The following is a 20,986-nucleotide window of genomic DNA, read 5'->3' on the forward strand; positions in this document are numbered from 1 at the left end:
TGGCAAGCTTGCTCACCTCGAACAACCAGCATCGATCCAATTGCGGGAGCGGCCTTGTGTCGCGAAAGGGCCACCGACTCTTCATGAATAGCCGAATCATCAAACCGCTGTGCACGGCAACCGCCTTGTTGCTCGGCGCCGTAATCCTCTGGCAGGCCTACAGCGCCTTTCAGGCTCGCTACCTGCGCCCGTTCGGCAACCAGGCCACGCTGTTCGACGGCAGCCAATTACAGCTACCTGCCGAGCTGGCCGGTGTTGGCCCTATCCGCGTGGTGCATTTCTGGGACCCGGCCTGCCCATGCAACGTCGGCAACCAGCAGCACCTGGGCGACCTTGTCAGCCAGTTCGCAGGCCACGACGTTACCTTCCATGTGCTGCAAAAGCCCGGCAGCCACGGCCAGCTACCGGCCAATATCGGCAGCTTGCACCCCATCACCCACCTGCCCGGCAGCGAGCAGCTGCCTGCCTCTCCTGCCGTGGCCATCTGGGACCGGCAAGGCCGCCTGGCTTACTTTGGCCCGTACAGCGAAGGCGCCGTGTGCAACGCCAGCAACAGCTTCATCGAGCCAATCCTCAAGGCTTTGCTCGACGGCCGTCAGGTCAGCGCCTCCAATACCCTGGCGGTGGGCTGCTACTGCCCTTGGTCGGGCTGACGGACCCTCGCCGGGTTACCCACCACCGTCGCGCCCGCAGGCACATCCCGGGTCACCACACTGCCGGCGCCGACGATGGCGTTATCACCGATGCTCACCCCTGGCAGGATGATCGCCGCACCGCCGATCCACACGTTGTCGCCGATGGTCACCGGCCGCCCACTCTCCAGCCCGCTGCGCCGCACTTCAGGATCGAGCGGATGGTCGGCGGTGTAGATCTGCACGTTGGGGCCGATCTGGCAGTCGTCGCCGATACGCACCGGCACCACGTCGAGGATCACGCAGTTGAAGTTCATGAAGGTATTGCGGCCAACGCTGATGTTGTAGCCATAGTCGCAATAGAACGGCGGGCGAATCACCGCGCCTTCGCCAACCTGGCCAAAGTGTTCCACAAGCAGCCCGTGGCGTGCGTCGTTGAGCAGTTCGACACTGTTGTTGTAGCGATGCATCCAGTGCTTGTTGGCGATCTGCTCGGCCTGCAGTTCAGGGCAGCCAGCGTGGTAGAGCTGACCGGTGAGCATTTTGTGTTTTTCGCTGAGGGACATGGAAACTCCTTCCTGGGGCTATGCTCTGTTCGCGAATCCGCCGATGATCGGACCACATTTTCCGTTTGAATGCACAAGGAGTCTGAATGAAGCGCAGCCTGACCCTGCTGGCGGTGGTAGTCACCGTGGCCGCTGGCGCCGGTTACTGGTACGTGCAGGGCAAGCTGCCGCAGCGCGAGGGCGAGGTCGCCGTTGCCGGTCTGCAAGCCCCGGTCAGCGTGCGCTACGACGCCCGCGGCGTGCCACACCTGCAGGCACAGAGCGAGCCGGACCTTTACCGTGCACTGGGCTACGTGCATGCCCAGGACCGGCTGTTCCAGATGGAGATCCTGCGCCGCCTGGCCCGGGGCGAACTGGCTGAAGTGCTCGGCGACAAGCTGCTGCCCACCGATACCCTGTTCCGCAGCCTGCGCATACGCGAGCAAGCCGCGCTGATGGCCAAGCGGCAGGATCCGCAGGCGCCGGCATGGCAGGCCCTGCAAGCCTACCTCGATGGGGTCAACAGTTGGCAGGCCAGCCACCCCAAACCCACGGAATTCGACCTGCTCGGCATCCCCCCGCGCCCGTTCACCGCCGAGGACACGCTGAGCATCGCCGGCTACCTGGCCTACAGTTTTGCCGCCGCGTTCCGCACCGAGCCTGCTCTGACCTACATCCGCGACCAGCTTGGGCCTGACTACCTGAAAATATTCGATCTTGGCTGGCAACCCGAGGGCGCGCTGGGCACGCCACTGGCCGCCGCCGACTGGCAAAGCCTGGAAGCACTTGCGCGCTTAAGCCATGAGGCGCTGGGCGACGCCGGCATCCCGCAGTTCGAAGGCAGCAACGCCTGGGCGGTCGCGGGTAGCCGCACCCGCAGTGGCAAGCCGTTGCTGGCTGGCGACCCGCACATCAGCTTTGCCGTACCTGCAGTGTGGTACGAGGCCGAGCTGTCAGCGCCCGGCTTCAACCTCTACGGCTATTTCCAGGCACTCAACCCGTTCGCCCTGCTCGGCCACAACCGTGACTTTGGCTGGAGCCTGACCATGTTCCAGAACGATGACGTTGACCTGGTCGCCGAAAAGACCAACCCCGCCAACGCCGATCAGGTGATGGTCGATGGCCAGTGGCACACACTGGAAACGACCGAACAGAAGATTGCCGTCAAAGGCGAGCAGCCGGTCACCATCAGCCTGCGCCGCTCGCCCCACGGTCCGATCGTCAACAACGTGCTGGGTAATACCTCCGGCACCACGCCAATCGCCATGTGGTGGGCATTTCTGGAAACTGAAAACCCGATCCTCGACGGCTTCTACCAGCTCAACCGCGCCGACACCCTGGGCAAGATGCGCGAGGCCACCGCCAAGGTTCACGCGCCCGGGCTCAATTTTGTCTGGGCCAATGCCCGTGGCGATATCGGTTGGTGGGCAGCGGCAAAGCTGCCAATCCGCCCCGACGGCGTCGACCCGGCGTTCATCCTCGACGGGGCCAGCGCGCAGGCCAACAAGCTCGGTTTCTACCCCTTCAGCATCAACCCGCAGCAGGAGAACCCGGCCCGTGGCTATATCGTTTCGGCCAACTACCAGCCACCGGCGGCGGTGCCGATACCGGGTTACTACAACCTGCCCGACCGTGGCCGCCAGCTTGATCGTCACCTGGCCAACCCAGAGGTGAAATGGGATACCCAAAACAGCCAGGCATTGCAGCTGGACACCGCCAGTGACTATGGCCCGCGTACCCTTGCCCCGCTTCTGGCAACCCTGCGTGCAGTGGCCGAAGGTGACGAAGAGAAAGAGCTGGTCGAGCAACTGGCAGCTTGGGCTGGGGACTACCCGCTCGATTCGACCAGCGCCACGCTGTTCAACCAGTTCCTCTATGAACTGGCATTCGCGGCCCTGCATGACGAGCTGGGCGATACCTGGTTCCCGGTGCTGATCAGCACCCGCGTGATCGACGCCGCCTTGCCACGCCTGGCAGCGCAAGCCGATTCACCCTGGTGGAACACCCGTGGCGGCAGCCAGCGTACCGACCGTACCGCCGTCGTGCGCATGGCCTGGCAGAAAAGCCTGAAGCATCTGCGTGACACACTGGGCCGCGATCCGGCCAGCTGGCAATGGGGCAAGGCCCATACCCTGACCCACAACCATCCGCTTGGGGTGAAAAAACCGCTGAACCTGCTGTTCAACGTTGGGCCATTCGCCGCACCCGGTACCCATGAAGTGCCGAACAACCTCTCGGCGAAGATCAGCTCTGCGCCATGGCCGGTGACCTATGGGCCGTCGACGCGGCGGCTGGTCGACTTTGCCGATGCCGGGCAGGCGCTGACCATCAACCCGGTCGGGCAGAGTGGCGTGCCGTTCGACCGACATTACGCGGACCAGGCCGAAGGGTATGTGCAGGGGCAGTATCAGAAGGCACAGATGGGGATAATACCGGCGCAGAGTACCTTGCGATTGGTGCCAGGGCCGTAAGGGGCTGCCTTGCTCAAAACCCAAAAGTTTGCGCGAGCACTGTGGGGATTTAGCCGCGAACACCGGCGCAGCCGGTGCCATGCACCGCGTTGGATTCTTCGCGGGTAAACCCGCTCCCACAGGGATCGCGCCAGCTTTCAGAGATCCCAGCAATGAAAACGCCGACACAAAGGTGTCGGCGTTGGTACATACCGGGCGTTGCTAGCGAAATCAGAACGCCGGCAGTACGGCACCTTGGTACTTCTTGGCAATGAATGCCTTGACTTCCGGACTGGTCAGGGCCTTGGCCAGTTTCTGGATGGCCTCACTGTCCTTGTTGTCCGGGCGGGCCACCAGGAAGTTCACGTAGGGCGAATCGGAGCCTTCGATCACCAGTGCATCTTTAGCCGGGTTCAGGCCAGCTTCCAGGGCGTAGTTGGTGTTGATCATGTCCAGGTCGACCTGGTCCAGCACACGGGGCAGCATCGCCGACTCAAGCTCGCGGAACTTCAGCTTCTTCGGGTTCTCGGCGATGTCCTTGGGGGTGGCCAGGGCATTCTTCGGGTCTTTCAGGGTAATCAGGCCGGCCTTCTGCAGCAGCAGCAAGGCGCGGCCGCTGTTGCTGCCCTCGTTAGGGATGGCAACGGTTGCGCCTTCTTTCAGCTCGCTCAGGGCCTTGACCTTCTTCGAGTAACCACCGAAGGGCTCTACGTGTACACCCACCACGGTTTCCAGGTGGGTGCCCTTGCCTTCGTTGAAGTTCTGCAGGTACGGCAGAGTCTGGAAGTAGTTGGCATCCAGACGCTTCTGGTCCACCTGCACGTTCGGCTGTACGTAATCGGTGAAGACCTTGATCTGAAGGTCCACGCCTTCTTTTGCCAGGGTCGGCTTGATCAGTTCAAGAATTTCGGCGTGCGGTACCGGGGTAGCGGCAACCACCAGTTTCTCGGCAGCAGCGGCCAGGCCGGAGAACGACAGGGCAGCAGCCAGGGCAGTGGTCAGCAGGGTCTTCTTCATGGTGGTCCTTGTTCTGAATCTGGGCCATCGACGATGGCAAATCGGGTGCCCAACCGGTTCACCAGTGGGCTTGAGGCGGACGATACCCAAATTTTTTATTCCGCAACAATATCTTTTACTTAGCTGCTTATTCCAAAAACACAATTCCATCAGCCTCTTTACCCATGAGCGATGTCTAACGCGCGGGGTCAGGCAGTTCGAGATCCTCTGGCAGGATCTCTTCGCCGTCATTGACCAGCAAGGCAAAGTGGATAACGTTCTCCAGTTCGCGGGTATTGCCCGGCCAGAAATGCGCCTCCAGCACCCGCTGCGCCGCCTCGCTCACCAAGGGCAGTGGCCGTTGCAAGCGCACACTGTAGATGCCCACGAAGTACTCGGCCAGCGGCAGGATATCGCCCGGCCGCTCGCGCAGCGGCGGCAGTTCCAGCGCGCCCTCGCGCAGATACTGGTACAGCCGCTCGTTGAAGCGCCCTGCACGTACCGCACGGGCCAGGTCGATGCTGGTGGCGGCGACCAGACGCACGTCAACCGGCTGTGGCTGCTGCGCACCCACCCGAGTGACCTCGCGGTTTTCCAGGGCCGCCAGCAGCTTGTCCTGGATGGCCAGCGGCAAGTCGGCAATCTCGTCCAGGTACAAGGTGCCGCCGCTGGCCGAACCGAACCAGCCGGCGCGGCTGCTGGCCGTACCGCCATGGGTGCCAGCGCTATAGCCAAACAGCTCGGCCTCGGCGTAGGTGGGGCTGATGGCCACGCAGTTGACCGACACGAACAACCCTCCACGGTCGCTGGTACGGTGGATCTGCCGAGCCAGCAGCTCCTTGCCGGTGCCGGTCTCGCCTCGGATCAGCACCGGCAAAGGTTGTGGCGCCAGGCGCTCAAGGTCCTCGCGCAGCTGCTGCGAGCGCGGGTCGATGAACACCAGCGCCTTGGCACGAATGCTCAGCGGGCTCTTGTCCAGCTCGGGGAAGGTCAGCAGCGGCTGGCCGAACGGGTTTTGAAACGTCATGACGAACTCCCGCCCCAGGCCCGTGATGGCCAGGCGTCAGGCAAAGGGTGAAAAGTGAGGGCGATCAGGCGCGGCGCAGTGCGCGCTGCTCGATCCGGCTCTGCAAGCGATACAGGTAGGCGAAGCCTTGTTCCCAACGCTCATGTCCGGACTTGACGTTGATGTGCCCGGCATTGCTCAGCAACCCTGCTTCGGCGTTCCATGCCTGGGCCAGGTACAGCACCCTCGGCACGCTCACGGCCGGGTCGTTGTCCGAACTGACGACCTGGCTGGGGAACGGCAGCACCTCGGTAGGGATCGGCGCAAAGTTGCGCAGCACTGGCGCGCAGGTGGGCCGTTCGACATCTGCCGGCGCCACCAGCAGTGCACCACGCACCTGCCGCAGCAAGGCCGGGCTTGCCTGCGCTGCCCAATGGGCGACAGTGATGCAACCAAGGCTGTGGGCAATCAGGATCACTGGCGAGCGCTCGGCGGCAATCGCCTGCTCCAGCGCGTTCACCCAGTCCTGCCGCTGCGGGGTGAGCCAGTCGTCCTGTTCGACCCGGGCACTGTTGGGCAGGGTGCGCTGCCAGTGACTTTGCCAATGGTTGTCTGGCGACCCTCGCCAGCCCGGCACAATCAGGTAGCGAATCGAGTCATTGCGCATGGGGACGCCTCCAGTAAGTTTGCGTGCTTGGAGACAAGTATAGGGTAGGCGATATATTCGTAAAGGAATAAGAAGATATTTATTAATTCTTTAATGGCATAAATAACAGGCGGCGGTCGCTCTCTCGTAAGGGCTGCATACCCGCCCCGTCCACCTTTCACGTAAGAAAAACCCGGGACCATGCCCGGGTTCTCTTAACCTTATGCGACTCAGATATCCGCTACCTTCTGCCAGACCTTCGGCCGGAAGAACAACGTTTCCCCCCGCGCCAGCCCGGTCAGGCTGTCATGGTCTTTCACCACCTCGGCCTCGATCAGCTCGCTCTGCCCTTCCACCTTCAAGGTCACCCGCGTGGTCGCGCCCAACGGCCGAATGTCGCGCACCTCGGCCGCGTGGTGCCCTTCGGTCTCATGCCGCGACAGCGATACCTCGTGCGGGCGGAACAACACGTGGTGGCCCTCGCTCAGGGCAAGGCGGTTGGAGTCCCCCAGGAAGTGGTAGACGAAATCGTTGGCCGGCTGATCGTACACCTCGCCCGGCGAGCCGATCTGCTCGATCACGCCCTTGTTCATCACCACGATGCGGTCGGCTACTTCCATGGCTTCTTCCTGGTCGTGGGTCACGAAAACCGACGTCAGGTTTATATCCTCGTGCAGCCGCGCCAGCCAGCGACGCAACTCCTTGCGCACCTTGGCATCCAGCGCACCGAATGGCTCGTCCAGCAGCAGCACCTTCGGCTCCACCGCCAGGGCCCGGGCCAGGGCGATACGCTGACGCTGGCCACCGGAAAGCTGCTCAGGGTAGCGATCGGACAGCCAGTCCAGTTGCACCATGTTCAGCAACTCATGCACCTTCTCGGCAATCTTGCTCTCGCTCGGGCGCTCGCCCTTGGGCTTCATGCGCAGGCCGAAGGCAACGTTGTCGAACACGCTCATGTGGCGGAACAGCGCGTAGTGCTGGAACACGAACCCGACGTTACGGTCACGCACGTCATGGCCGGAAACGTCCTCGCCATGGAACACGATGTTGCCCTGGTCCGGGGTTTCCAGGCCGGCAATGATGCGCAGCAGGGTGGTCTTGCCACAGCCGGACGGGCCGAGCAAGGCCACCAGCTCGCCGCTGTTGATGTCCAGGTTGATAGTGTTCAGGGCCTGGAAGCTGTTGAAGCGCTTGCTGACGTTACGAACTTCGATCGACATGAATCATTCCTCCGCGGCGCTGTGGCGCAGGCGGTTAATACGGTTCTCGCTCCACTGCTTGAGCAGCAGGATGAAGAGCGCCAGGACCAGCAACAGGCTGGCCACGCTGAAGGCCGCGACGTGGTTGTACTCGTTGTAGAGAATCTCCACATGCAGCGGCAAGGTGTTGGTCACGCCACGGATGTGGCCCGACACCACCGACACCGCGCCGAACTCGCCCATGGCCCTCGCGGTACACAGCACCACGCCGTAAATCAGGCCCCATTTGATGTTCGGCAGTGTGACGTGCCAGAACATCTGCCAGCCGTTGGCACCGAGCAGCCGTGCAGCCTCCTCCTCTTGCGTGCCCTGCTCCTGCATCAGCGGGATCAGCTCACGGGCCACGAACGGTACGGTAACGAAAATGGTCGCCAGGACAATGCCAGGCAGGGCGAACACGATCTGGATATCGTGGTCCTGCAGCCACGGACCGAACAGGCCTTGCGCGCCAAACATCAGCACGTAGACCAAGCCGGCGATCACGGGCGACACCGAGAACGGCAGGTCGATCAGGGTGACCAGGATGCTCTTGCCACGGAAGGTGTACTTGCTCACGCACCATGCAGCGCTTACGCCAAATACCAGGTTCAGCGGCACCGAGATAGCCACAGCGAGCAGGGTCAACTTCAGCGCCGACAACGCATCGGGTTCGAAAATCGCCTCGAAGAAGGTGCCAAAACCGTTCTTCAGCGCCTGGGATACCACGATCACCAGCGGCAGCAGCAGGAACAGGGTGAACACCAGCCAGCCAAGGCCGATCAGGGTACGCCGCGCTGTGGCACTGCCACGGCGGGCGGCGTTGGCTGCGGCACTTGCACTCAGGGATGGACTGGACATGCCGGCCTCCTTCAAGGGGTTTCGATGCGGCGCTGCAGCAGGTTGATCAGCAGCAGCAGGATGAAGGAAACCACCAGCATCAGCACGCCGATGGCGGTCGCGCCGGTATAGTCGTACTGGTCGAGTTTGACCATGATCAACAGCGGCAGGATCTCGGTCTTCATCGGCATGTTGCCGGCAATGAAGATCACCGAACCATACTCGCCTACGCCACGGGCGAAGGCCAGGGCGAAGCCGGTGAGCCATGCCGGCAGCAGGGCCGGCGCCAGGATGTGGCGGAACACCTGCAATGGCTTGGCCCCCAGGCAGGCTGCAGCCTCTTCCACTTCACGCGGGATGTCGGCCAGTACCGGCTGCACCGTGCGCACCACGAACGGCAGGGTCACGAAGGTCAGTGCCAGAGTGATGCCCAGCGGGGTGTAGGCGATCTTGAAGCCCAGGTCGGTGGCGAACTGGCCGACCCAGCCCTGCGGCGCGTACAGGGCAGTCAGGGCGATACCGGCAACGGCGGTGGGCAAGGCGAACGGCAGGTCGATCATGGCATCGATGACCTTGCGCCCGGGGAAGGTGTAGCGCACCAGCACCCAGGCCAGCAGGGTACCGATCACACCGTTGATGATGGCGGCGAACAGGGCGGTGCCGAAACTCAGCTTGAGCGCGGCGATCACCCGCGGCGCACTGATGATGTTCCAGAACTGCTCGAAGGTCAGCTGCGAGGCATGGATGAACATGGCCGCCAGCGGTATCAGCACGATCAGGCTGAGGTACACCAAGGTGTAGCCCAGCGTCAGCCCGAAGCCGGGTATGACGGGGGAGATGCGACGTGACATAAATATCCCTGGTTGAACGCACTTGGCCCGGAGAGTTTCCGGGCAAGTGCAGGCTTCTGAATCTTGGGGCCCTTACTGTGCCTGATAGATCTGGTCGAACACACCGCCATCATTGAAGAATTTCGGTTGTGCAGCCTTCCACCCACCAAAGTCCTTGTCGATGGTCACCAGGTCCAGTTTCGGGAACTGCTTGCCGAACTCCGCAGCGACTTTCTCGTCACGCGGGCGGTAGAAGTTCTCGGCGGCAATCTTCTGCCCGGCCGGGCTGTACAGGTGCTTGAGGTATTCGGTGGCAATCTCGGTATTGCCCTTCCGCTCGGCGTTCTTGTCGACCACGGCCACTGGCGGCTCGGCCAGGATCGACAGCGACGGCACGACAATGTCGAACTTGTCGGCACCACCGTCTTCCTTCAGGGCCAGGAAGGCCTCGTTTTCCCAAGCCAGCAACACGTCGCCCTGGCCGTTGTTGACGAAGGTGATGGTCGAACCACGGGCGCCGGTATCCAGCACCGGCACGTGCTTGAACAGCTCCTGCACATAGGCCTTGGCCTTCTCTTCGCTACCGCCGGCCTTCAGGCCGTAGGCCCACGCCGCGAGGAAGTTCCAGCGCGCACCGCCAGAGGTTTTCGGGTTCGGGGTGATGACCGAGACGTCCTTCTTGATCAGGTCGCCCCAGTCCTTGATGCCTTTCGGGTTGCCCTTGCGCACCAGGAACACGATGGTCGAGGTGTATGGGGTGCTGGCGTCAGGCAGGCGGGTCTGCCAGTTCTCGGGCAGGGTCTTGCCAAGCTTGGCCACTTCGTCGATGTCACCGGCCAGGGCCAGGGTCACCACGTCGGCGCGCAGACCGTCGATCACCGCACGGGCCTGCTTGCCCGACCCCCCATGGGATTGCTGGATTTTCACCTTGTCGCCCGGGTGGGCCTGTTGCCAGTGCTTGATGAACTCGGCGTTGTACTGCTGGTAAAGCTCACGGGTCGGGTCGTAGGACACGTTGAGCAGTTCGTAGTCCTTGGCGATGGCGGAACCGGCAAAAACAGCACTGGCCAGGGCGGCGAGCGCATAACGGCGGATGGACATGGTGAAGCTCCCGATTGGCATTTTTCTAGTTTTGGATGTTGTGGCGCCGATCAGCCGGGCTTGTTGCCGGGCTGTTGCAGGCGGAACTTCTCCTTGCGCTCGATCTGTACGACCTGAGCGTTGTGCACGGTGATCTCCACCGCACCGAAACGCAGGTCGCGCAAGGCGCTCTGGATTTCACGCAAGAGGGTGGCTTCGTCCTGGCCGTCGATGCTACGCAGAGATGCACTCATGCTCGTTCTCCTTGGAGTGAGGGCGCCGGGCAGAGGTTTGAAGAGGATTTGCGCCTGGCTTGAGGGCAATAGTAGTGAGGCGCGGTTATTCTTAAAAATACTGTTTAAGCATTTTTATATAACCAAAATCAGATCACGATTTTGCAGGCGACAAAATACCTCTGTGGAAGCGGGCGTGCCCGCGAATGCGGCAGTGAATCCACCATCGCATTCGCGGGCACGCCCGCTCCCACAGGGTTCAGCGCTGGGTTTTGGTACTGTTTTCAGGCTCGCGGATTTTGTACCAGGCCACGTACAGCGCCGGCAGGAACAGCAGCGTCAGCAAGGTCGCCACGATGATCCCGCCAATCATGGCGTAGGCCATGGGGCCCCAGAACACCTCGCGGGCAATCGGGATCATGCCCAGGCTCGCCGCCGCCGCCGTCAGCAGGATCGGCCGGCGCCGGTGGTTGGTGGCCTCTACAACCGCATCCCACGGCGACAGGCCATGGGCTTCGAACTCGTCTATCTGGGTCACCAGAATCACTGAGTTACGAATAATGATGCCAGCCAGCGCAAGGATGCCGAGGATCGCCACGAAGCCCATCGGCGTCCCCGTGGGCACCAGCGCCAGCACCACGCCGATCAACCCCAGCGGCGCCACGCTGACCACCAGAAACAGCTTCTGCACGCTGTGCAGCTGGATCATCAGGAAGGTCGCCATGAGGAACAGCATCAGTGGGATGACCTTGGCGATCGGCCCCTGGGCCTTGCTGCTTTCTTCAACCGTACCACCCGTGGCCACTTCGTAACCGACCGGCAGCTTGCTGGCGAACTCGTCAATTTTTGGCTTCAGCTGGGCCACCAGGTCAGTGGGCTGAATGTCGCCATTGACCGAGGCCTTGATGGTAATGGTCGGCTTGCGGTCGCGGCGCCATACCAGCGGCTGTTCCAGTTCGTAGCGCACGGTGGCGAACGAAAGCAACGGGATCGACGTGCCGTTAGGGGTAAGAATTTGCAGGTTCTGCAGGGTATCAGGCGAGCCACGCTCGCTGTCTTCGGCGCGGGCGACCACATCGACCAGGTAGATGTTGTCGTTGACCTGGGTGATCTGCACGCCACTGACGATGCTGTTCATCACATTGGCAACATCTTCGGACGACAGGCCCAGCTGGCGTGCCTTGTCCTGGGCAATTTCCACGCGCAGCACCTTACCCGGCTCGTTCCAGTCGTAGATCATCTCGCCGATGTGCTCGTTCTGGTCGAGCAAGGTGGCCAGCTCGATGGCGTGTTTGCGTACCTGGTCAATGTCGGCACCGCTGACCCGGTACTGGATCGGCCGGCCCACTGGCGGGCCCATCTCCAGCGATTGCACGTTGGTGCCGACGCCGACGAATTCTTCATGCAGGATCTTCTGCAGGCGGTTCATCAAGGCCTGACGCTCTTCGAAGCCCTTGCTGACAATCACCAGCTGCGCGTAGTACGGGTTCTGCAACTGCTGGTCGAGGGGCAGGTAGAAGCGGATCGCGCCTTGGCCAATGTAGGTGCTCCAGTGCACCAGGTCCGGGTCGTCCTTGATCCGCGCCTCGAAGCGGTCGACTACCTTGCGCGTCTCCTCGATCGAAGCGTTCTGCGGCAGGTTGAGGTCGACGAGAATTTCCGGGCGGTCCGAGGACGGGAAGAACTGGTTCTGCACAAAACGCATGCAGAAGATCGACAGGGCGAACAGCACCACGGTGCCGATGATGGTCAACCAGCGGTTGCGCATGCACCACAGCAACCCGCCTTCAAATGCCCGCCCGACCCGGCCAGGCTCAGCTTCGTGGGCCTTGATCTTGTCGCTTTTGAGAATATGCACCCCAAGCACCGGCGCGAAGAAAACCGCCACCACCCACGACACGATCAGGGCCACGGCGATCACCGCGAACAGGGTGAACGTGTATTCACCCGCAGAGCTGGCGTTGAGGCCGATAGGCACGAACCCGGCCACGGTCACCAAGGTGCCGGTAAGCATGGGGAAGGCTGTGGAGGTGTAGGCGAACGTCGCCGCCTGCTCCTTGCTTTCGCCCATTTCCAGCCGCGTGACCATCACCTCCACAGTAATCATCGCATCGTCCACCAGCAGGCCAAGCGCAATGATCAGCGCCCCCAGCGAAATCCGCTGCATGGTGATGCCGCTGTACTCCATGAACACGAACACCATGGCCAGCACCAGCGGGATCGAGCAGGCCACCACCAGCCCGGCGCGCACGCCAAGACTGACAAAGCTCACAGCCAGCACGATCACCACCGCCTCGAACAGCGCGCTGGTGAAACCGCCGACCGCCTGCTTGACCACCACGGCCTGGTCAGAAACGGTGTGTACCCCGACACCCACCGGCAGGTCCTGGACCACCTGGTCCATGCGCTTTTTCAACGCTGCACCGAACACCTGGATGTTGCCGCCGGCCTTCATGCCGATGGCGAGGCCAATGGCTGTCTGGCCGTTGTAACGGAACATTGGCGAAGGCGGGTCGACGTAGCCGCGCTCGATGTCGGCGATATCAGCCAGGCGGAAGAAGCGGTCGTTGATCCTCAAGTTGACGGATTGCAGGTCTTTTTCCGAGGCAAACTGCCCGGACGTACGCACCGAGATGCGCTCCGGGCCGGCCTCGATCATGCCGGCCGGCGTCACCGCATTCTGTGCTTGAAGTGCCTGCATCACCTGGCGCTGATCAATGCCCAGGGCTGCCAGCTTGCGGGTGGAGAAGTTCAGGTACAGCACTTCGTCCTGGGTGCCGACCAGCTCGATCTTGCCGATGTTGGGTACATCGCGGACCTCGGCCCGCGCCTGTTCCACGTAGTCCCGCAGTTGGCGCAGGGTCAGGCCGTCAGCGGTAAAGGCATAGATCGAGCCGAATACATCACCGAATTCGTCGTTGAAGCCCGGCCCCTGAATACCAGCGGGAAATTCGCCACGAATATCCTGGATCTTCTTGCGCACCTGATACCAGATATCCGGAATGTCCTTGGCCTTGGTGGTGTCGCGAAGGTACACGTAGACCGTGGACTCGCCGGGGCGGGTGTAGCTTTTGGTGTAGTCGAGCGAGTCGAGTTCCTCGAGCTTCTTCTCGATGCGGTCAGTAACCTGGTACAGGGTTTCGTCCTGGGTCGCACCGGGCCAGCGGGTCTGGATGACCATGGTCTTGATAGTGAACGACGGGTCTTCCTCTCGGCCCAGGTTGAAGTAGGAAAAAATCCCCATCAACAGGCTAACGAACATCAGGTACCAGACGAACGATTGATGCTTGAGTGCCCAGTCGGACAGGTTGAAGCTTCCTTTCATTGCGCATCCTCGTCGAAGGTGACCTTCTGGCCAGGCTTGAGGCTGTTGACGCCGGCTGTGACCACGCGTTCACCGGGCTGCACGCCGGAGCTCAGTACGATGCTGTCAGCGGTGCGGTCGATCAGCGCTACGTCACGGGTGGCCACAGTCTTATGCTGCGTATCGATCACCCACACCTGGGTCTTGCCGTCACGCTCAAGCAAGGCACTCAAGGGCAATTCGCTGCGCGGGGACACTTCCGAGCTAAGGGTCACACTGATGGAGGTGCCGAGGTGGAAGGCCGCCGGTGTGCTGGCCAGGGTCAGGCGAGCACGGCGGGTACGGGTGGTGGCATCAGCCTGAGGCTCCAGTTCGCGCAGGCTCGCTGTGGTGTTGATGGTCGGGTCCAGTTGCGAGGCAACAGTGAAGGTCAGGTCTTTGCTCAACTGCTCGGCCAGATCGATCGGCAGGTCGATGACCGCTTCCTTCACGTCCGGCCGGGCCAGGGTCACCACGGCTTGACCAGCGGTTACAGTTTGCCCGGCTTCGGCCTGCCACGCGGTAATCACGGCAGCGTGATCGGAACGCAGGGTGCTGTAGTCGAGCTGATCACGGGCCTGGCTGACGGCGGAGCGGGCCTGTTCCAACGCTGCGCTGGTGGTTTTCAGGTTGGTCTGGGCGATATCCAGCTGTGCCTGGGCACCAACCCCACGGTCATACAACTGCTGCTGGCGACGGGCATCGGCCTGGGCGTTGATCCACTGTGCCTGCACCTTGGCCAGATCGCCTTCGGCAGCGCGCAACTGGTTCTGCTGGTCGGTCGGGTCCAGGGTGGCCAAGGTGTCGCCCGGTTTCACCCGCGCCCCGACGTCCAGCCAGCGCCGGGCAATGCGCCCGGAAACCCGGAAGCCCAAGGTGCTTTCGAAGCGCGCCTGGATACTGCCGGCGAAACGGCCCAGCTGCGACTGCACCTGAGGTTCGACCTTGACCGACAGCACTGGCCGAATCGGCTCTGGTGCCTCTTCTTCACTACTACAACCCGCCAGCAGCACACCGGCCGAGAGCATCAGCAACAGACGCTTCATAGCTCACCCCCTGGGCTCTTGGCGTCGACCTTCTGTACCTGCATGCCGGGGTGCAGCAACTGGCCGCCGTTGACCACTACGGTCTCGCCGCCTTTCAGGCCGCTGGCGACCACAATCTTGCCGGTGAGGTAGCGGCGGATTTCGACTTTGCGCAGTTCCACCTTGTCGCCCTCGCCCACCACCCACACGGCAGGCTCATGCAGGGCCTTGGTCAGCGCCGACCATGGCAACTCGACGCTGGGCCGGCCCTGGGCATTGGTAGTGGCAGTAACCGGTGCCCCCAACTGCATCTCGGGCGGCACGTCCTTGAGCCCCACCTTGACCTGCACGGTGCCGCTTTGCGCGGACACGGTGGGGGTGATTTCGCGCACGAAGCCACGGGCCTGGACCTTGGGATCGTCCAGCAGGCTCACGACTACCCCGGCATCGCTGGGCGGCGCCACCAGCAGCGACTCGTAGACGTTGAACACCGCATCGCGGTCGCCATCGACGGCCAGGCTGAAGATCGGCATGGTCGCCTGCACCACTTGGCCAACCTCGGCCTGGCGCTCGGTGATTACCCCGGCGGCCTCGGAGACCAGTGCGGTGTAGCTGAGTTGCTCGTTGGCATTGGCCAGTTGCGCCTGGGCGGCCTTGAGTGCGCTCTGGTTGCTGCGCAGCGCGGCTTCAGCAGCATCGTATTCGCTCTGGCTGGTGTAGCCCTTGGGCAGCAGTTTCTGCTGGCGCACGAAGGCCGCGCTGGTCTGGGTGACCCGCGCCTGCGCGGCGAACACTTCGGCCTTGGCCGAGTCGACATTGTTCTGCAGGTCTTTCGGGTCCAGCCGTGCCAGCACCTGGTTGGCCTTGACGTGATCGCCCACGTCGACGCTACGCGAAATGATCTTGCCGCCAACGCGGAATGACAAATCTGTCTGCACCCGCGCCTGTACGTCGCCGGTCAGGGTGACCCTGGCAGCGAAATCGGTGGGTTGGACCTGCTGCACACCCACCCGAGGCAGTGTCTCGGGAACCTCTTCCTTGCTACAGCCGGTGAGCATGTACAACAACCCCAGACAGACGACCGACAGCGGACGCATCAACGCCATGCTGGCTCCTTGCTTGCGCACAAATGATTTGTGGGATGCGACTGTGAGCGTAGTTCAGGGTTCGATAAACATCACTGGCGGGGATCATTCCGGCATTTTCACAGCCGGTGCGGGCCTCTTCGCGGGTGAACCCGCTCCCACAGAGATCGTGCCTATGCTGAATTCTGTACAGTACCTGTGGGAGCGGGTTCACCCGCGAATGGGCCGGTACAGGTACATATAACCTCTGCCATATCCAGAAACCATCCACTTCATTGCGCCGGCATCACAGTTACTACCTTTGGGAGGTCATCTGTTTGCAAGGAAGAACCTGATGCCCAGAGCTCAATCCCACCTGCTTCGTCGTGGTCGCTATTCAGAGCTCGGCAGACTCTATCTGCTGACCACCATTACCCATCAGCGCAAGCCGCTATTCGATGAATTCCACCATGCCCGCTTGGTCATTCATCAATTGCGGCAATCCGATCACGACCAAGCCTGCCGTTCACTGGCCTGGGCGTTGATGCCCGACCATCTGCATTGGCTGATCGAATTGAAAGGAGCAACGCTGGATACCTTGATGCGCAGGTTCAAGTCCAGGTCCAGTCTCGCGTTACATCAGGCAGGGGTTGAGCATCATCCGGTATGGCAGCCTGGATATCAGGACCGGGCACTGAGAAGGGAGGAAAGCATAGTGCATGTCGCCAGATACATAGTTGCCAACCCGTTGCGGGCCGGCTTGGCAAGAAGTGTCAGGGACTATCCACACTGGGATGCAGTCTGGCTCTGAATGTGTGCTGGGGGAATTCGCGGGTAAACCCGCTCCCACAGCGACCGCGCACATTTTAAAGGTTGTGCACTACGACTGTGGGAGCGGGCGTGCCCGCGAAAGGGCCGGCTCAGGCCGATGCAGCCACCTGCGCCGAGCGCTTGACCTGCGGCTGCGAAGCGTTGGCCGCAGCACCCTCTTCGATCGCCTGCTGAATCGCCTTGCGACGACGCTCTTCGGCCTGGCGGCTGAAGTACCAGACGAAGAAGGTCACCAGCGATACCGACAGCAATATCAGGCTGGCCACGGCGTTGATCTCCGGTTTCACGCCCAGGCGCACCGCCGAGAACACTTCCATCGGCAAGGTGGTCGAGCCAGGCCCGGAGACGAAGCTGGCCAGTACCAGATCGTCCAGCGACAGGGCGAACGACATCATGCCGCCCGCCGCCAGCGACGGTGCGATCATCGGGATGGTGATCAGGAAGAACACCTTCCACGGCTTGGCACCCAGGTCCATCGCCGCTTCCTCGATCGACAGGTCCAGCTCACGCAGGCGAGCCGACACCACCACCGCGACGTACGCCGCACAGAACGTAGTGTGGGCAATCCAGATGGTGACGACACCACGTTCCTGGGGCCAGCCGATCGACTGCGCCATGGCCACGAACAGCAGCAACAGCGACAGACCGGTGATCACTTCGGGCATTACCAGCGGCGCAGTGACCAGGCCACCGAACAGCGTGCGGCCCTTGAAGCGGGTGACGCGGGTCAGCACGAAGGCTGCCAGGGTACCCAGCGCCACCGCTGCCACCGCCGTGTAGCAGGCGATTTCCAGCGAGCGCATCACCGAACCCATCAGCTGGGTGTTGTCGAGCAGGCCGACGTACCACTTGATCGACCAGCCCCCCCACACCGTCACCAGCTTGGAGGCGTTGAACGAGTAGATCACCAGGATCAGCATCGGCAGGTAGATGAACAGCAAGCCGAGCACCAGCATCAGCTTGGAGAAACTGAAGCGTTTCATGCGCGGCCCTCCATCTCTTTGGCCTGACTACGGTTGAACAGCAGGATCGGCACGATCAGGATCGCCAGCATTACCACCGCCAGGGCGGATGCTACCGGCCAGTCACGGTTGTTGAAGAACTCCTGCCACAGCACTTTACCGATCATCAGGGTTTCCGGGCCGCCCAGCAGTTCCGGGATCACGAACTCGCCCACCACCGGAATGAACACCAGCATGCAGCCGGCGATGATGCCGTTTTTCGACAGCGGTACCGTGATCTTCCAGAAGCTGTTGAAGGTGCTCGAACCCAGGTCGGATGCAGCTTCGAGCAGGCTCGGATCATGCTTCACAAGGTTGGCGAACAGCGGCAGGATCATGAACGGCAGGTACGAATAGACCACGCCGATGTACACCGCCAGGTTGGTGTTGAGGATCTGCAACGGCTGGTCGATCAACCCGGTCCACAGCAGGAAACCGTTGAGCAGGCCATTGTTGCTGAGGATACCCATCCAGGCATAGACGCGGATCAGGATCGCGGTCCAGGTTGGCATCATGATCAGCAACAGCAGGACCGTCTGGGTCTCCTTCTTGGCGTTGGCGATGGCGTAGGCCATCGGGAAGCCGATCAGCAGGCACAGCAGGGTGCTGAAGAACGCCATCTTCAACGAACCCAGATAGGCCGCGAGATACAGATCATCCTCGGTCAACAGCCCGTAGTTGGCCAGGTTGAGGACCAGCTGGATCTTGTCTTCGACGTAGGTGTAGATCTCGGTATAAGGCGGAATTGCCACATCAGCTTCGGCAAAACTGATCTTCAGGACGATGAAGAACGGCAGCATGAAGAACAGGAACAGCCAGATGAACGGCACGCCGATCACCAGATGCCGCCCCTCCGGGACCAGACGCTGGAAGGCTCGCTTGAGCTTGCGCAGTTTCATGACCGCAGTACCACGCCGCTGTCGTCTTCCCACCACACGTACACTTCATCGCCCCAGGTAGGACGAGCACCCTGGCGCTCGGCGTTGGCGACGAACGACTGGACGACCTTGCCGCTCGGCAGCTCCACATAGAACACCGAGTGGCCACCCAGGTAGGCGATATCGTGCACCTTGCCGCGCGACCAGTTGTGCTCGAACTCGGGCTGCTTGGTGGTTACCAGCAGTTTCTCCGGGCGCAGGGCGTAGGTGATGTGCTTGTCTTCAACCGAAGTGGTGATGCCGTGGCCCACGTAGATCTTGCGCTCCAGCTCCGGGCTGGCAATGATCGCGTAGCCTTCGGCGTCATCGACCACGTCACCTTCGAACAGGTTGACGTTACCGATGAACTCGCACACCAGGCGGCTGGTAGGTGTCTCGTAGATGTCCACTGGCGAGCCGATCTGGGCGATCCAGCCCAGGTGCATGATGGCGATGCGCTGGGCCATGGTCATGGCCTCTTCCTGGTCGTGGGTCACCATCACGCAGGTCACACCCACGCGCTCGATGATCTCGACCAGCTCCAGCTGCATCTGCGAACGCAGTTTCTTGTCCAGTGCACCCATCGGCTCGTCGAGCAGCAGCAGCTTGGGGCGCTTGGCCAGCGAGCGGGCCAACGCCACACGCTGACGCTGGCCGCCCGACAACTGGTGCGGCTTGCGCTTGGCGTACTGGGTCATGTGCACCAGCTTGAGCATCTCGGCCACGCGCGCATCAATCTCGGCCTTGGGCAGCTTGTCCTGCTGCAGGCCGAAGGCGATGTTCTGCGCCACGGTCATGTGCGGGAACAACGCGTAGGACTGGAACATCATGTTGATCGGCCGCTCGTAGGGCGGCATATCGGTGATGTCGACGCCATCGAGGAAGATCCGCCCTTCGCTAGGGCGCTCGAAGCCGGCCAGCATGCGCAGCAAGGTAGACTTGCCGGAACCGGAGCCACCCAGCAAGGCGAAGATCTCACCCTTGCGAATTTCCAGGGACACATCGTCCACGGCTACCGTTTCGTCGAACTTTTTCGTGACCCGGTCGATCTTGACCAGCACCTGCTTGGGTTGCTGGTCACCCTCGAGGGCTTTTTTATAGGCACCGGAGGCAACTGCCATGAGTGAAACTCCCAACAAGATTTTTGTGCCCGCGCGGCCAGACCTGCAAAGGCCGCCGCGGGTCTGGATTTTTTACTTGCCCGACTTGACCTTGGTCCAGCTACGGGTCATCAGCCGTTGCACCTTGGGTGGCAACTCTGAGTTCACGAACATCTTGTTCAGCACTTCCTGCGGTGGGTAAACCGCAGCGTCAGTCCTCACGGCCTGGTCCATCAGGTCGCCAGCCTTGGGGTTCGGGTTGGCGTAACCGACGTAATCACTGACCTGGGCGATAACCTCAGGTTTCAGCAAATAGTTGATGAAGGCATGCGCCTCTTTGACGTTCTTGGCGTCCTTGGGGATCGCCAGCACGTCGAACCAGAGGTTGCCGCCTTCCTTGGGAATGGCGTAGGCCAGGTTCACGCCCTTCTTCGCTTCTTCAGCGCGAGCCTTGGCCTGGAACACATCACCCGAGAAACCTGCCGCGACGCAGATATCGCCGTTGGCCAGGTCGCTGATGTACTTGGACGAGTGGAAGTAGGTCACGTACGGGCGCACCGCCAGCAGCTTCTGCTCGGCCTTGGCGTAATCCTTGGGGTCGGTGCTGTTCGGGTTGAGGCCCATGTAGTTGAGCACCGCTGGCAGCATTTCGTCCGCCGAGTCGAGGAAGGCCACACCGCACTTGGAGAGCTTCTTCATGTTTTCGGGCTCGAACAGCACGGCCCAGGAGTCGATGGTATCCACGCCCAGCGCAGCCTTGACCTTGTCGACGTTGTAACCGATGCCGTTGGTGCCCCACAGATAAGGCACCGCGTACTGGTTACCCGGGTCGTTCTTTTCCAGGCGCTTCATCAGCGCCGGGTCGAGGTTGGAATAATTGGGCAGCAGGTTCTTGTCGAGCTTCTGGAACGCGCCCGCCTTGATCTGCTTGCCGAGGAAATGGTTGGACGGCACCACCACGTCATAACCGGTGTTACCGGCCAGCAGCTTGCCTTCCAGGGTTTCATTGGAGTCGAACACGTCTTGCACAGGCTTGATGCCCGTGGCGCTCTCGAAGTCCGCGAGTGTGTTAGGGCCGATGTAGTCGGACCAGTTATAGAAGTGCACCGTCGGCGCCGCTTGGACGCTGCATGCCAGCGTCAGGCCCGCGCCAGCCATCAAGGCCTTGCGGAATACAGAAATAGACAAGTGGGGGTCCTCACAATCAGTGCC

At 61.8% G+C, this 20,986-nt stretch carries 19 protein-coding genes; 3 read left to right on the forward strand and 16 right to left on the reverse strand.

Annotated features, from left to right (window positions below; translation table 11 throughout):
• Positions 1 to 83 precede the first annotated feature (83 nt).
• Complete coding sequence (locus tag GST84_25185) at positions 84 to 653, forward strand: thiol-disulfide isomerase (protein XGB15464.1); 570 nt, start codon at positions 84 to 86, stop codon at positions 651 to 653.
• Here the strand turns inward: GST84_25185 and GST84_25190 are convergent.
• Complete coding sequence (locus GST84_25190) at positions 632 to 1,198, reverse strand: sugar O-acetyltransferase (protein ID XGB15465.1); 567 nt, start codon at positions 1,196 to 1,198, stop codon at positions 632 to 634. The genes GST84_25185 and GST84_25190 overlap by 22 nt on opposite strands.
• An 86-nt stretch (positions 1,199 to 1,284) precedes the next feature.
• Between GST84_25190 and GST84_25195 the strand changes: the two genes are divergently transcribed.
• Positions 1,285 to 3,648 (forward strand): penicillin acylase family protein, encoded by a 2,364-nt coding sequence (locus tag GST84_25195; protein ID XGB15466.1) that lies wholly within the window; start codon positions 1,285 to 1,287, stop codon positions 3,646 to 3,648.
• Positions 3,649 to 3,858: 210 nt separating this feature from the next.
• On the opposite strand, the gene GST84_25200 is transcribed toward GST84_25195, so the two are convergent.
• The 11 genes from GST84_25200 to GST84_25250 all read right to left on the reverse strand — a co-directional run bounded on the left by GST84_25200 (position 3,859) and on the right by GST84_25250 (position 15,967).
• Entirely contained in the window at positions 3,859 to 4,644 is a 786-nt protein-coding gene (locus GST84_25200; GenBank protein XGB15467.1) for a methionine ABC transporter substrate-binding protein, read from the reverse strand.
• Positions 4,645 to 4,819: 175 nt separating this feature from the next.
• A complete protein-coding gene (locus GST84_25205; GenBank protein ID XGB15468.1) occupies positions 4,820 to 5,650 on the reverse strand; it encodes an AAA domain-containing protein in 831 nt (276 codons plus the stop codon).
• 64 nt (positions 5,651 to 5,714) lie between these two features.
• On the reverse strand, positions 5,715 to 6,296 hold the full coding sequence (locus GST84_25210) for an alpha/beta fold hydrolase (protein XGB15469.1): 582 nt from the start codon (positions 6,294 to 6,296) through the stop codon (positions 5,715 to 5,717).
• 209 nt (positions 6,297 to 6,505) lie between these two features.
• A complete protein-coding gene (gene cysA, locus GST84_25215) occupies positions 6,506 to 7,495 on the reverse strand; it encodes a sulfate ABC transporter ATP-binding protein (protein XGB15470.1) in 990 nt (329 codons plus the stop codon).
• 3 nt (positions 7,496 to 7,498) lie between these two features.
• Complete coding sequence (cysW, locus tag GST84_25220) at positions 7,499 to 8,371, reverse strand: sulfate ABC transporter permease subunit CysW (protein ID XGB15471.1); 873 nt, start codon at positions 8,369 to 8,371, stop codon at positions 7,499 to 7,501.
• Between the two features lie 11 nt (positions 8,372 to 8,382).
• Positions 8,383 to 9,201, reverse strand: a complete 819-nt coding sequence (cysT, locus tag GST84_25225) for a sulfate ABC transporter permease subunit CysT (protein ID XGB15472.1) — start codon at positions 9,199 to 9,201, stop codon at positions 8,383 to 8,385.
• Positions 9,202 to 9,273: 72 nt separating this feature from the next.
• Positions 9,274 to 10,281, reverse strand: a complete 1,008-nt coding sequence (locus GST84_25230) for a sulfate ABC transporter substrate-binding protein (GenBank protein ID XGB15473.1) — start codon at positions 10,279 to 10,281, stop codon at positions 9,274 to 9,276.
• Positions 10,282 to 10,331: 50 nt separating this feature from the next.
• Positions 10,332 to 10,514, reverse strand: coding sequence for a sulfur starvation response protein OscA (gene oscA, locus GST84_25235; GenBank protein ID XGB15474.1), 183 nt, complete (start codon positions 10,512 to 10,514; stop codon positions 10,332 to 10,334).
• A 238-nt stretch (positions 10,515 to 10,752) separates the two neighbouring features.
• A complete protein-coding gene (locus GST84_25240; protein ID XGB15475.1) occupies positions 10,753 to 13,818 on the reverse strand; it encodes an AcrB/AcrD/AcrF family protein in 3,066 nt (1,021 codons plus the stop codon).
• Positions 13,815 to 14,882, reverse strand: coding sequence for an efflux RND transporter periplasmic adaptor subunit (locus tag GST84_25245; protein XGB15476.1), 1,068 nt, complete (start codon positions 14,880 to 14,882; stop codon positions 13,815 to 13,817). The genes GST84_25240 and GST84_25245 overlap by 4 nt, the downstream gene beginning before the upstream one ends.
• A complete protein-coding gene (locus GST84_25250; GenBank protein XGB15477.1) occupies positions 14,879 to 15,967 on the reverse strand; it encodes an efflux RND transporter periplasmic adaptor subunit in 1,089 nt (362 codons plus the stop codon). The genes GST84_25245 and GST84_25250 overlap by 4 nt, the downstream gene beginning before the upstream one ends.
• A gap of 313 nt (positions 15,968 to 16,280) precedes the next feature.
• Between GST84_25250 and GST84_25255 the strand changes: the two genes are divergently transcribed.
• Entirely contained in the window at positions 16,281 to 16,736 is a 456-nt protein-coding gene (locus GST84_25255) for a transposase (GenBank protein ID XGB15478.1), read from the forward strand.
• Positions 16,737 to 16,845: 109 nt separating this feature from the next.
• On the opposite strand, the gene GST84_25260 is transcribed toward GST84_25255, so the two are convergent.
• The 4 genes from GST84_25260 to GST84_25275 all read right to left on the reverse strand — a co-directional run bounded on the left by GST84_25260 (position 16,846) and on the right by GST84_25275 (position 20,962).
• The gene (locus GST84_25260) at positions 16,846 to 17,739 is read right to left on the reverse strand and encodes an ABC transporter permease subunit (protein XGB15479.1); all 894 of its coding nucleotides are present in this window, start codon (positions 17,737 to 17,739) and stop codon (positions 16,846 to 16,848) included.
• Positions 17,736 to 18,656 carry an ABC transporter permease subunit gene (locus GST84_25265; protein XGB15480.1) on the reverse strand — a complete coding sequence of 307 codons (921 nt, stop codon included), beginning with the start codon at positions 18,654 to 18,656 and terminating at the stop codon, positions 17,736 to 17,738. Before GST84_25265 ends, GST84_25260 begins: the two co-directional genes overlap by 4 nt.
• A complete protein-coding gene (gene potA, locus GST84_25270; protein ID XGB15481.1) occupies positions 18,653 to 19,795 on the reverse strand; it encodes a polyamine ABC transporter ATP-binding protein in 1,143 nt (380 codons plus the stop codon). The genes GST84_25265 and potA overlap by 4 nt, the downstream gene beginning before the upstream one ends.
• A gap of 72 nt (positions 19,796 to 19,867) precedes the next feature.
• Positions 19,868 to 20,962, reverse strand: a complete 1,095-nt coding sequence (locus tag GST84_25275) for an extracellular solute-binding protein (GenBank protein XGB15482.1) — start codon at positions 20,960 to 20,962, stop codon at positions 19,868 to 19,870.
• Positions 20,963 to 20,986 lie beyond the last annotated feature (24 nt).

Source organism: Pseudomonas putida (assembly GCA_041879295.1).
In the GTDB taxonomy this organism is placed as follows: Bacteria; Pseudomonadota; Gammaproteobacteria; order Pseudomonadales; family Pseudomonadaceae; genus Aquipseudomonas; species Aquipseudomonas putida_Y.

Coding starts and splice junctions, on each gene's coding strand:
- GST84_25240 (XGB15475.1), bottom strand. CDS start 13,818: ATGAAAGGAAGCTTCAACCTGTCCGACTGGGCACTCAAGCATCAATCG.
- GST84_25200 (XGB15467.1), bottom strand. CDS start 4,644: ATGAAGAAGACCCTGCTGACCACTGCCCTGGCTGCTGCCCTGTCGTTC.
- GST84_25210 (XGB15469.1), bottom strand. CDS start 6,296: ATGCGCAATGACTCGATTCGCTACCTGATTGTGCCGGGCTGGCGAGGG.
- GST84_25265 (XGB15480.1), bottom strand. CDS start 18,656: ATGAAACTGCGCAAGCTCAAGCGAGCCTTCCAGCGTCTGGTCCCGGAG.
- GST84_25195 (XGB15466.1), top strand. CDS start 1,285: ATGAAGCGCAGCCTGACCCTGCTGGCGGTGGTAGTCACCGTGGCCGCT.
- GST84_25190 (XGB15465.1), bottom strand. CDS start 1,198: ATGTCCCTCAGCGAAAAACACAAAATGCTCACCGGTCAGCTCTACCAC.
- GST84_25250 (XGB15477.1), bottom strand. CDS start 15,967: ATGGCGTTGATGCGTCCGCTGTCGGTCGTCTGTCTGGGGTTGTTGTAC.
- GST84_25205 (XGB15468.1), bottom strand. CDS start 5,650: ATGACGTTTCAAAACCCGTTCGGCCAGCCGCTGCTGACCTTCCCCGAG.
- oscA (XGB15474.1), bottom strand. CDS start 10,514: ATGAGTGCATCTCTGCGTAGCATCGACGGCCAGGACGAAGCCACCCTC.
- GST84_25260 (XGB15479.1), bottom strand. CDS start 17,739: ATGAAACGCTTCAGTTTCTCCAAGCTGATGCTGGTGCTCGGCTTGCTG.
- GST84_25230 (XGB15473.1), bottom strand. CDS start 10,281: ATGTCCATCCGCCGTTATGCGCTCGCCGCCCTGGCCAGTGCTGTTTTT.
- GST84_25255 (XGB15478.1), top strand. CDS start 16,281: ATGCCCAGAGCTCAATCCCACCTGCTTCGTCGTGGTCGCTATTCAGAG.
- potA (XGB15481.1), bottom strand. CDS start 19,795: ATGGCAGTTGCCTCCGGTGCCTATAAAAAAGCCCTCGAGGGTGACCAG.
- cysA (XGB15470.1), bottom strand. CDS start 7,495: ATGTCGATCGAAGTTCGTAACGTCAGCAAGCGCTTCAACAGCTTCCAG.
- GST84_25245 (XGB15476.1), bottom strand. CDS start 14,882: ATGAAGCGTCTGTTGCTGATGCTCTCGGCCGGTGTGCTGCTGGCGGGT.
- GST84_25185 (XGB15464.1), top strand. CDS start 84: ATGAATAGCCGAATCATCAAACCGCTGTGCACGGCAACCGCCTTGTTG.
- cysT (XGB15472.1), bottom strand. CDS start 9,201: ATGTCACGTCGCATCTCCCCCGTCATACCCGGCTTCGGGCTGACGCTG.
- cysW (XGB15471.1), bottom strand. CDS start 8,371: ATGTCCAGTCCATCCCTGAGTGCAAGTGCCGCAGCCAACGCCGCCCGC.